The following is a 9,746-nucleotide window of genomic DNA, read 5'->3' on the forward strand; positions in this document are numbered from 1 at the left end:
AAGCGCGCCGCTCGCCGCGCCGACCGACCCGCAGCCCGACAGCGTGGCCGCCGCCGCGCACAGCGCGCCGATGGCCGCGATACGGATCGCGACGCTCATTGCAGCGAGCCCCAGCGTTCGGTTGCCGGTTCCGCCGACGCCCATTTCCACACGGGGCCGTCGCGGCAGATCGTGGCGACGTAGAACGCCGATTGCGCGGCCTTGTCGGCTTTCGCGGGCGTGTCGACCGCGAACACGATTTCCTTGCAGTCGAGCGGGCCGATGCTGATCATCCGGCTGACCGTCACGCGGCCCTGTTCGTCGTCCTCGATCGGGAACGAGTGGTGCGTCGACCACGGCGCGACGCCGCCTACGTCGAGCGGGCCGGCCGCCTTCGCGATCTGTTCCTGTGTGTAACGGTGTGCGACGCGCTGCGAGTACTGGACGCCCGCACGCGCACCGGCGACGGCGCCGAGGCCGATGCCCGTCGCGACGGCGGCGTTGTTGGTGACCTTGGAGGCGATCGCGGCACCCGCGATACCGGCGCCGGCTGTCGCGCCCTCGCTGTACAGCGAGTTGCAGCCGGACAGCAGTGCGGCCGCGGCGATCGCGGCCAGCACGACGCGCGCCGGGATGGCCCGACGCGGCGATTCGAAACGAATGTTCATCCCTGAGTGCAAGTCCTGTCTGGGTGAGCGGCAACGCATGCGCGCCCTCATGCCGCGTCATTGTTTCGCAATTGTCATAGGAAAAATGCAAAGCTTTGACAAATCGCCGGACGGCATCCCGCGCGCGTACGCGCGGCGTTATTGTCGGACAGGTGGATCGTGAGGGGTCGAAACGTTACAAATTGAAGGTAATTGTTACTTTGGCGTGCAAGGAAGCGACCTAGACTTTTCAGTTATGGAATGTTTCTACGACGGCCTCGGGCCGCGCCGCACATGAGACACCCGGCCATGCGACGTTCGAAACGGTTTTCGCCCCGGCCGCCCGACACAGGGGCGGTTCGCCCGCATCCGCAGACCGACGCGCCATCGGCACCGCCTGCCGGCGCGCCCGGCGAGACGCCGTCCGACGGCGATCACAACCAGGGTGGTGCCCGCCCGGAAGGGCTCGACTATCAGCGGGATCTCGGTCAGGAGCAGGACGCCTGATGTCGTTGTCGTCGTATTCCGCCGCTGCCTTTCACACCTGCATTTCTCACGTCTGAATCGCCGCACGGCCGCCTTCGGGCAGCCGTGCCAGCCTTGGCGCGCGCCGCGCGCCAGCCCATCGAATCGAGGAGGGAAAGCCGCATGAGCAGATTGATCGTGGTATCGAACCGTGTCGCCGCCGGCGAGGACACGCGCCCGAGCGCCGGTGGCCTGGCGGTCGGCGTGATGGACGCGCTGAAGGAAACGGGCGGTGTCTGGTTCGGCTGGAACGGCGAGATCGTCGGCGCACCCGACACCGAGCCGGCGATCCAGCGCGATGGCAACGTGACCTATGCGACGGTCGGGCTGACCCGGCGCGACTACGACCAGTATTACCGCGGCTTCTCGAACGCGACGCTGTGGCCGGTGTTCCATTACCGCGGCGATCTCGCGCGCTTCGACCGCCAGGAGTACGCGGGCTATCTGCGCGTGAACGCGATGCTGGCGAAGCAGCTCGCCGCGTTGCTGCGTCCCGACGACCTGATCTGGGTGCACGACTATCACCTGCTGCCGTTCGCGCATTACCTGCGCGAGCTCGGCGTGAAGAATCCGATCGGCTTCTTCCTGCACATCCCGTTTCCGTCGCCCGACATGCTGCGTCTCGTGCCGCCGCACGAGGAGCTCGTGAAGTTCATGTGCGCGTACGACGTCGCGGGCTTCCAGACCGAGGCCGACAAGCAGGCGTTCACCGACTACATCGAGCGGCGCGGGATCGGCGCGGCGAGCGACGACGGGATGCTGCACGCGCACGGGCGTGTCGTGAAGGTCGCCGCCTATCCGATCGGCGTCTATCCCGACGCGATCGCGCAGGCGGCCGTCCAGTACGGCGCGCGCAAGCCGGTGAAGATGCTGCGCGAGGCGCTCGACGGCCGCAAGCTGGTGATGAGCGTCGACCGCCTCGATTATTCGAAGGGGCTCGTCGAGCGCTTCCAGGCGTTCGAGCGGATGCTCGCGAACGCGCCCGGCTGGCAGGGACGCGTGTCGCTCCTGCAGATCGCGCCGCCGACGCGTTCCGACGTGCAGACCTATCAGGACATTCGCGAAACGCTGGAAGGCGAGGCCGGCCGCATCAACGGCCGCTTCTCGCAGCTCGACTGGACGCCGATCCAGTACCTGAACCGCAAGTACGAGCGCAACCTGCTGATGGCGTTCTTCCGGATGTCGCAGGTCGGCTACGTGACGCCGTTGCGCGACGGGATGAACCTCGTCGCGAAGGAGTACGTGGCATCGCAGGATCCGGCCGATCCGGGCGTGCTCGTGCTGTCGGAGTTCGCGGGCGCGGCGGCCGAGCTGACCGGCGCGCTCCTCGTCAATCCGTACGACCTGTCGCAGATGGCCGAGGCGCTCGAGCGCGCGCTGTCGATGCCGCTCGCGGAGCGGCAGGCGCGCCACGAGGAGAACCTCGCGCGGCTGCGCGGGAACGACCTGTCGGTCTGGCGCGATACGTTCGTCGCCGACTTGCGCAGTGTCGCGGCCGCCGCGTCGGTCACGCGGCGCGCGGGCCGGCGGGTCGTGCATGCGTGAGGCCGTACAGGGGCGCGGCGCCGCCGACGGCACGAGCGACGACGCCATCCGCCGCTTCTTCGTCGTGACCGGTGGCCCGGGTTCGGGCAAGAGCACGCTGCTCGATGCGCTCGAGCGCGCCGGTTACGCGCGCTCGCAGGAAGCCGGGCGGGGCGTGATCCGTGACCAGATGGCGATCGACGGTCAAGCGTTGCCGTGGCGCGACCCGGCCGCATTTGCCGAGCTGATGCTGAGCTGGGAGATGCGCTCGTACGATCTCGCGCGGCATGCGCGCGGGCCCGTGTTCTTCGATCGCGGCGTGCCGGACGTGATCGGCTATCTGCGACTGACAGGGCTGGCCGTGCCCGCGCATGCGGAGGCCGCGGCCAACCGTTTCCGCTATGACCCGCGCGTGTTCATCGCGCCGCCGTGGCCGGACATCTATGCGCAGGACACCGAGCGCCGGCAGGATTTCGCGGAAGCCGTGCGTACCTACGACGCGATGGTCGAGTGCTACACGTCGTACGGCTATCGGCTGATCGAACTGCCGCGCGAGAGCGTGCAGGCGCGCGTGCGTTTCGTGATGGACGCGCTCGACGCCGAATGACGCGAGGGGCGGCGCGCGACGGTGTCAGGTTGCCGCGTCCGATCGCGGCGACGCGATACGCAGCATGCTGACGAGCGCGGCCACCGCCGCGAATGCCGCGGCGACATAGAGCGCAATCGTCGGCCCGCGATCGGGGACGAGCCCGAAAATCAATGCGACGAGCGCGGCGCCGAGCGTCTGCCCGGTCAGCCGCGCGGTGCTCAGCATGCCGCCCGCGCCACCGCTGCGTTCGCGCGGCGCCGACGACAGCATCGCGCGGTTGTTCGGCGACTGGAACAACCCGAAGCCTGCACCGCACAGCGCCATCCGCCACACGATGTCGACGGTGCCCGGGTGCGCGCCGATCGTCGCGAGCGACAGTAGCCCGGCCGCGAACAGGGCGAGCCCGATCCCGCCGAGGATGCCCGCCGAATAACGATCCGACAGCACGCCCGCGAGCGGCGCGGCGAACACGATCACGAGCGGCCAAGGCGTCATGTAGAGGCCTGTCTCGACCTGCGAGAAACCGAGCGAGTGCTGCAGCCAGAACGGCAGCGCGACGAACGCGAGCATCTGCGACGTGAACGACGCCATCGACGTATAGACCGACAGCGCGAACATCGGGATGCGCATCAGGTCGACGGGCAGCAGCGGCGCCGGCTGCGACAGCTGGCGCTTCACGAAGAAGTAGCCGACGACGAACGCGACGGCCAACTCGGCCGCGACGTACGCATGGCCTTCGCCGTGGCCGAGCCCGTCGACCGCCGTGATCAGCAGACCGAACACGCACGCGTTCATCAGCGCGCTCGGGAAATCGTACGGCGCATCGTGCAACGGGTTGGACGGCAGCGCGCGCAGGCTGCCGATCACCGCGGCGATGCCGATCGGCACGTTGACCGCGAAGAGCCACGGCCACGATGCGAACGACAAGATCGCGGACGCGACCGTCGGCCCGATCGCCGACGACAGCGCCACGACCATCGCGTTGATCGACAGCCCGCGCCCGAGCATCGACGACGGGTAGATCATCCGCACGAGCGCCGCGTTGACGCTCATGATGCCGGCCGCGCCGAAACCCTGGATCACGCGCATCACGGCCAGCATCGGCAGCGAGCCGGCGAGCGCGCAGCCGAGCGACGCCGCGGTGAACAGCGCGAGCCCCGCGACGTAGATGCGGCGATAGCCGATGCGCTCGCCGAGCGAGGCGAGCGGCAGCAGCGTGATCGTGACCGCGAGCTGGTATGCGTTGACGATCCAGATCGACGCGGCGTCGGACGCGTGCAGGTCGCGCGCGATCGTCGGCAGCGCGACGTTTGCGATGGCGCCGTCGAGCACGGCGAGCGTGATGCCCAGTGCGACGCAGAGGATCGCCCAGTAGCGTTGCGGAAGCGGCAGGCCGGTATCGGCGTTCATGGCGGGAGCAGATGCGTGGTTGTCCGCGCGCCCGGCTGCCGGTTGCGTGTGCAACCATGCGGAAGGGTGGAGGCGGCGATGAGCGGCCCGGCCGGCCCAACTGCACCGGGGCGTGGCCGGCCGAGTGTATCACCGGGCCGCATTGCGCGACGTCGGCACTCAGCCTTCGAAGTCGAGGCCGCCGAGCCGCACGAGCGGGTCGGCCTGCGTGCGCGACAGGAGATCGATGTCGCGCGCGCCCTGCCATGCGCCCAGTTTTTTCGGCAGCGCGGCCAGGTAGTGCTCGAAGCGCCGCGGGCCGTCCGGCTCCATCAGCCGCTCGATTTCGTCGGTGTCCCAGGTCAGTTCGAGATTCAGCGGATGCTCGAAGCCGCTGACGTGCTCGTGCGGCGCGCTGCGGATCTGCACGCGCGTCGGGTGCCCGTGGCCGCCATACGGGACGACGTCGGTCAGCACGTGATCGGCGAAGAAGGCGGCGATCGCCTGTGCGATGCGCGGGGCGAATTCTGTATCGAAACGGCGGGCGGTTTCGGGCTGCATGAAGGCGTCTCCTGTATGCCGAAAATCCTAGCATGGCGGCGCCGCGTTTCGGTGTGCGTGATAGCGGTAATCGCGCGTTACCACTTGCTGCATCTATTACGGCCGCCTGCCGCCACAATGCATCGCATCCAGTACCACTTCGCGTGGGAGCCCATCATGAAAAAAATTGCCGCAGTGTGTGTCCTCGCCGGTTCGCTTGCCGTGGCGGGTCCGGCGTCCGCGCATGGCCGCGACGGCGGCGCCGTCATCGGCGCATTGATCGGCGGCGCGGTGCTGGGCGCGATCGTGACGTCCGCGATGAATCCGCCCGTCGCGTATCAGGCGCCCGTGTACCAGGCACCGGCCTATCAGCCGCCGACGTACTACCAGGCACCCGCGTACCAGCAGCCCGCCTATCCGACCTACCAGCAGGCGCAGTACCAGGACGACGGCCCGAACTATTGCTACGACCGCTACCAGCGCGCGTACGTGTGCGGCGCGCCGGTGCGGGGCGGCTACGCGCAGCCGGCCGGGTGGTAAGCGGGCGGATGCGTGGCGCGTGTCGTGTGACCGGCCAGTGCCGGACGGCCTGCGCCGCCGACGTTCGCTTCGCCGCACCGGACGACAAAAGGCCCTCGCTTCGTGCGAGGGCCTTTGTCTTTTGCGCGGGAGTCCGTTCGTCTGCGTAACGCACGACCGGCAAGACCGGCACGACCGCTCATCGGCGGGCCGTGCGCGGATACAAACGGTTGCAATTGTGCGTCAGTGGCGATGGCCGCCGCCTCCGCCGCCATCGTTCCAGTCGCCGCGGCGTCCGCCGCCGTGCCCCCAGCCGTTGCCGCGGTTGCCGCGATCGCCGTCCCAGCGATGGTAGTCGCGCCGGCCGCGATCCCAGTCGCGTCCGCCGCCACCACCCCAGATGTTGACCGTGCCGTACACGGGGGACGGCGCGTAGGCGTAGCCCGGATCGGAATAGTAGGGCTGGCCGTAGCCGTATCCGGCGTCCGGGGCGACGACGCAGCCGGCCAGCAAGGTCGCGACGCCGGCGGCAGCAATGAGCTTCAGCATGATGTTCTCCGTTGGTTCCCGTATAAGTACCGCGCAAGGGGATTGCCAGCTGTTTGCAATTGTGTCGTCAAATTACAGCGCCGTAAGGTCATGCGACGAAAGTGTTAGCATCCGGAGCTCATTTGTTTTCCAGGAGTACCTCGATGAAATTCGCGATCCGGGCCGCGCTGGCCGCCTTGTGCGTGACGACTGCCGCCGCCTGCGTGGCCGCGCCTGCATCGGCGCCCGCCGTGCCGGCCGAGTCGATCAAGATGTTTCCGCAGGCAGCGGCCGGCCAGCAGCGCGTCGTGATCGCGCTGCCCGCGCTCGAGAACGAAGGCGATGCGCGCGTCGAACTGATGATCGGCAAGACGTTGCAGACCGACTGCAACCAGCAGTGGTTCGGCGGCGAGCTGACCGCCGAGGACGTGAAGGGCTGGGGCTATACGTACTACCAGCTCACCGACGTGAAGGGCCCGGCGTCGACGCTGATGGCGTGCCCGGGCCAGGCGCCGCAGCAGCGGTTCGTGCAGGTGCGCGGCGATGGCCAGCTGCTGCGCTACAACAGCCGCCTGCCGCTCGTCGTCTATGTGCCGGACGGTTTCGAGGTGCGTTATCGCGTGTGGCATGCGTCGAAGGACGTGCAGCACGCTGCAAGGCAGTAACGCGCGGGGGCGGCCGTGTGCGGCGGCGTCCTGCCGCTACGCGCCGCCCATACCGACGAGCGCTGGCCACGCGGCCAGCGCAGCCGTGGCGACGGCCTCGAGATCGCGACGGCTCGCACCATCGCGGGCCTGGATCGACATCCCCTGCTGGACGGTTACGTAGTACCGCGCGATCGCGTCGAGGTTCGCGTGCGCCGAGATTTCGCCGGTCGCGACACCTTGCCTGAGGCGTTCGCGCAGACTCTCGACCGTGCCCTCGCGCATCGCGATCAGCGTTTGCCGAACCGTATCGGAGCGCTCGGCCGGATGCAGCGCCGACAGCACGACCAGGCAGCCAGCCGGCTTCGACCGCCGCGTGAACACGCGTGCGGTATCCATCAGGTAGTTCCGCACGGCGTCGTGTGCGCTGCCGGCCTCCTCGACGCCCCCCCAGATTTCTTTTCCCTCCGTTGCGCGGTAGTGCTCAAGCGCTTGCCGGAACAATGCTTCCTTGCTGCCGAACGCCGCATACAGGCTCGGCGATGCGATGCCCATCGCGGCCGTCAGGTCGGTCATCGACGCGCCCTCGTAGCCGAGGCGCCAGAACACCTCCATCGCGCGTTCCAGCGCCGCTTCCTTGTCGAAGCTCCTCGGTCGGCCCCGTTCAGCCATTGTGTCCGTTCCTTCGTCGATATCTGTGTCGATCGATAAAATAAATCAATTGACTGTGCCGCGCAACTTGCCACATTCTGTGCCGGTCGTTACATAAATGAGGAAAGGAACCGACATGAATCGACTTCAGGGCAAGCGTGCACTCATCACGGGCGGCAGCCGCGGCATCGGTGCGGCGATCGCGAAACGGCTGGCGGCCGACGGCGCGGACGTCGCGATTACCTACGAGAAATCGGCCGAGCGGGCGCAGGCCGTCGTTGCCGGCATCGAGGCGCTGGGCCGGCGCGCCGTCGCGATCCAGGCCGACAGCGCCGATCCGGTGGCCGTGCGCGACGCAGTGGATCGTGCCGCGGAGGCGTTCGGCGGTCTCGACATCCTCGTCAACAACGCGGGGATTTTCCGGGCCGGCGGGCTGGACGATCTCACGCTCGACGATATCGACGCGACGCTGAACGTGAACGTGCGCGCGGTGATCGTCGCGTCGCAGGCGGCGGCGCGGCATCTCGGCGAGGGCGGGCGCATCGTGTCGACCGGCAGTTGCCTCGCCACGCGCGTGCCCGATGCGGGGATGAGCCTCTATGCGGCGAGCAAGGCCGCGCTGATCGGCTGGACTCAGGGGCTCGCGCGCGATCTGGGCCCGCGCGGCATCACGGTCAATATCGTGCATCCGGGGTCGACGGATACCGACATGAACCCGGCCGACGGCGAACACGCCGGCGCGCAGCGTTCGCGGATGGCGATCCCGCAGTACGGCAAGGCCGACGACGTCGCGGCGCTCGTCGCGTTCGTCGTCGGGCCGGAAGGGCGGTCGATCAACGGGACGGGGTTGACGATCGACGGCGGCGCGAACGCGTGATCGCGTGATGGCGGACGCCCGGTGTGAGTTGACCGGGCGGCGTTGCGTTCGTTATCGGCAGCCGAGCCGTTGATGCTCGGCTTCGAGATCGGCGCGCTTGTCGTAAGCGCGCAGTTCGTTGCGCAGCTTGCCGTCCGGGCCCATCCTGCGCACGACCTTCTGGCCGCGGTCGGGGGTGTGCGTCACGGCGTCGATGCCGGCAGCCAGTTCACGGCAGCGTGAGTCGGAGGAGGTTTTTTCCGGGCGCGGTGCCGCTGCGTTCGCGACGTTGGCGATGCCGGGGCTGACATAGCGCCGCTTTGCGGGCGCGGTGATGGCGTCGGCGGCGTTCGCCGTGCCGGTAATCGCGGAAAGCGCGGCGAGTGCCGCGATCGTTCGAATCATTGCGGAAGTCCGGATGCTGAAGAAGGTTCGGAATTCTACGCAATGTCTGACGTGGGGCCGCGGCGATCGGGCAGGATGCGATCGTGTGTCGCAGGTGGTGCCGGCGGCTGAATGTTCCGCAATTTGTCGGCGATGCCGGCCAGGCGGTGCGCACGCAGCAGTGCATGCGGAAAGCAAAAAGCCCGCTTGCTTTCGCAAAGCGGGCTTCGGTATTGGTTGCGGGGGTAGGATTTGAACCTACGACCTTCGGGTTATGAGCCCGACGAGCTGCCAGACTGCTCCACCCCGCGGCGCGAAGTGTACTTGGGCTGATGCCGAGAGTCAAACGATCTTTGATTTGCGTCGAATGGAACCTGCGGTTCACCGGCAGGCTCGGCACGCATCGTGAAGGCCGCACAGAAGGGTGACCTGCTCACGAAAGGCCAAACTTGGCCGATCGACAACGGTCGGTAGATCGTCAAAAATCACGATTCGCTCCGCACACCGTGAAGAGCCGTGTTTGAATGAAAAAAATAATGGAGTAGGTTCGAATGAGCTTTCACACTCAGGTTTCGGTTCATCCGTTCGATGGTGAGCCGTTGAATGTTGCCAGTGTCCGTGAGGAACTCTTGAGGTTTCTTGACGAATATTCGCTAAGCCACGACGTATTGACCAACCTCACCGAAGCATGTGGTTCGGCTCTACCAACGTCAACTCTCTTCTTTCTGAACAGCATGACGATCGTCATGTTGTTCGACAAGTTGGCTTCATGCCTGCCGAACGCGTCGTTCGCGGTAAAGGGCTCTGGCGAGGATCACCGCGATATATGGACCGGCCAGAGTTTCATAGACACTCACGAGCCGTTTAACGCGTAGCGCCGCTCGAACTCAATCGGTGAAAGATCGCCGGCGGAACCATGCCGACGAACCGGGTTATAAAACATTTCGATGTAATCGAACAAGTCCGAGGTC

At 67.1% G+C, this 9,746-nt stretch carries 14 protein-coding genes and 1 tRNA gene; 7 read left to right on the top strand and 8 right to left on the bottom strand.

The features are described from left to right. Positions 1-95: 95 nt before the first annotated feature. Complete coding sequence (locus DPV74_RS35120; protein ID WP_059698004.1) at positions 96-647, bottom strand: hypothetical protein; 552 nt, start codon at positions 645-647, stop codon at positions 96-98. 288 nt (positions 648-935) lie between these two features. Here DPV74_RS35120 and DPV74_RS35125 point away from each other — a divergent pair, with 288 nt between their 5' ends. From DPV74_RS35125 to DPV74_RS35135, 3 genes are all read left to right on the top strand, one after another. Further along, positions 936-1,133, top strand: coding sequence for a hypothetical protein (locus DPV74_RS35125; protein ID WP_081066236.1), 198 nt, complete (start codon positions 936-938; stop codon positions 1,131-1,133). A 141-nt stretch (positions 1,134-1,274) separates the two neighbouring features. Further along, the gene (gene otsA / locus DPV74_RS35130; RefSeq protein ID WP_060085984.1) at positions 1,275-2,696 is read left to right on the top strand and encodes an alpha,alpha-trehalose-phosphate synthase (UDP-forming); all 1,422 of its coding nucleotides are present in this window, start codon (positions 1,275-1,277) and stop codon (positions 2,694-2,696) included. Then, positions 2,689-3,282: an AAA family ATPase gene (locus DPV74_RS35135; RefSeq protein ID WP_060357449.1), complete on the top strand. Its 594-nt coding sequence runs from the start codon at positions 2,689-2,691 to the stop codon at positions 3,280-3,282. The genes otsA and DPV74_RS35135 overlap by 8 nt, the downstream gene beginning before the upstream one ends. Positions 3,283-3,306: 24 nt before the next feature. Here DPV74_RS35135 and DPV74_RS35140 read toward each other — a convergent pair whose 3' ends face one another. Together DPV74_RS35140 and DPV74_RS35145 are read right to left on the bottom strand one after the other, a co-directional pair. After that, on the bottom strand, positions 3,307-4,674 hold the full coding sequence (locus DPV74_RS35140; RefSeq protein WP_060357434.1) for an MFS transporter: 1,368 nt from the start codon (positions 4,672-4,674) through the stop codon (positions 3,307-3,309). Positions 4,675-4,833: 159 nt separating this feature from the next. After that, the gene (locus tag DPV74_RS35145; RefSeq protein WP_059697999.1) at positions 4,834-5,214 is read right to left on the bottom strand and encodes a DUF5594 family protein; all 381 of its coding nucleotides are present in this window, start codon (positions 5,212-5,214) and stop codon (positions 4,834-4,836) included. 117 nt (positions 5,215-5,331) lie between these two features. Between DPV74_RS35145 and DPV74_RS35150 the strand changes: the two genes are divergently transcribed. Next, on the top strand, positions 5,332-5,733 hold the full coding sequence (locus tag DPV74_RS35150; protein WP_021158522.1) for a hypothetical protein: 402 nt from the start codon (positions 5,332-5,334) through the stop codon (positions 5,731-5,733). 222 nt (positions 5,734-5,955) lie between these two features. Here DPV74_RS35150 and DPV74_RS35155 read toward each other — a convergent pair whose 3' ends face one another. Further along, entirely contained in the window at positions 5,956-6,261 is a 306-nt protein-coding gene (locus tag DPV74_RS35155) for a hypothetical protein (protein ID WP_021158523.1), read from the bottom strand. 143 nt (positions 6,262-6,404) lie between these two features. On the opposite strand from DPV74_RS35155, the gene eco reads away from it, so the two are divergent. After that, complete coding sequence (gene eco, locus DPV74_RS35160; RefSeq protein ID WP_060357435.1) at positions 6,405-6,905, top strand: serine protease inhibitor ecotin; 501 nt, start codon at positions 6,405-6,407, stop codon at positions 6,903-6,905. Between the two features lie 36 nt (positions 6,906-6,941). Here the strand turns inward: eco and DPV74_RS35165 are convergent, their stop codons facing one another. Next, entirely contained in the window at positions 6,942-7,556 is a 615-nt protein-coding gene (locus DPV74_RS35165) for a TetR/AcrR family transcriptional regulator (RefSeq protein WP_060207707.1), read from the bottom strand. Between the two features lie 115 nt (positions 7,557-7,671). Between DPV74_RS35165 and DPV74_RS35170 the strand changes: the two genes are divergently transcribed. Continuing rightward, positions 7,672-8,412: an SDR family NAD(P)-dependent oxidoreductase gene (locus DPV74_RS35170; protein WP_027786779.1), complete on the top strand. Its 741-nt coding sequence runs from the start codon at positions 7,672-7,674 to the stop codon at positions 8,410-8,412. A gap of 51 nt (positions 8,413-8,463) precedes the next feature. On the opposite strand, the gene DPV74_RS35175 is transcribed toward DPV74_RS35170, so the two are convergent. After that, complete coding sequence (locus tag DPV74_RS35175) at positions 8,464-8,796, bottom strand: hypothetical protein (protein WP_060349762.1); 333 nt, start codon at positions 8,794-8,796, stop codon at positions 8,464-8,466. 213 nt (positions 8,797-9,009) lie between these two features. Next, positions 9,010-9,086: transfer RNA gene (locus tag DPV74_RS35180), tRNA-Met, on the bottom strand. A 240-nt stretch (positions 9,087-9,326) separates the two neighbouring features. On the opposite strand from DPV74_RS35180, the gene DPV74_RS35185 reads away from it, so the two are divergent. After that, a complete protein-coding gene (locus DPV74_RS35185; protein ID WP_240440080.1) occupies positions 9,327-9,650 on the top strand; it encodes a hypothetical protein in 324 nt (107 codons plus the stop codon). Here the strand turns inward: DPV74_RS35185 and DPV74_RS35190 are convergent. Beyond that, the coding region (locus DPV74_RS35190; RefSeq protein ID WP_162923228.1) for an IS3 family transposase at positions 9,629-9,746 on the bottom strand (118 nt) is incomplete at its 5' end. The two genes, DPV74_RS35185 and DPV74_RS35190, sit on opposite strands and share 22 nt — an antisense overlap.

Origin of the sequence: Burkholderia sp. HAN2018, from assembly GCF_024704855.1 — a bacterium.
Lineage (GTDB): Bacteria > Pseudomonadota > Gammaproteobacteria > Burkholderiales > Burkholderiaceae > Burkholderia > Burkholderia cepacia.